Source organism: Peptoniphilus sp. HMSC075B08 (assembly GCF_001815405.1).
Lineage (GTDB): Bacteria > Bacillota > Clostridia > Tissierellales > Peptoniphilaceae > Peptoniphilus_A > Peptoniphilus_A harei.
Window position 1 is genome coordinate 1 of the sequence record NZ_KV820460.1, and the last position, 333, is coordinate 333.

1 pseudogene is annotated in these 333 nt (G+C 32.7%); it reads right to left on the reverse strand.

Annotated features, from left to right (window positions below):
- A pseudogene (locus HMPREF3023_RS09710) lies at nucleotides 1-333 on the reverse strand (recombinase zinc beta ribbon domain-containing protein); the annotation flags it as partial.

The following is a 333-nucleotide window of genomic DNA, read 5'->3' on the forward strand; positions in this document are numbered from 1 at the left end:
AATTGCCTATAGCTTTCAACAAAAGCTTTTTCAATCGCTGCTTCTTGTATTCCTTTTGAATAAGGACAATATTTTTTACCTTTTTTTGTTGATTTTACACATTGCCAGTTAATTTTTTTGTAAATGGAACTGGTGTGCCAAGTTCTTCTTGAAAGTATCTCTCCACAAAATCCACATTCCAGCATACTTGAAAAAGCATATTGCCTTGATAGTTTTTCTCTCTTCCTATCCTTATCAGCAATTGTGTTTCTATTTTGTGCTCTCCTGAGTCTAATATCCTGTGCTTTTTCAAAATCTTCTTTTGATATAATTGGCTCGTGATGATTTTCAATG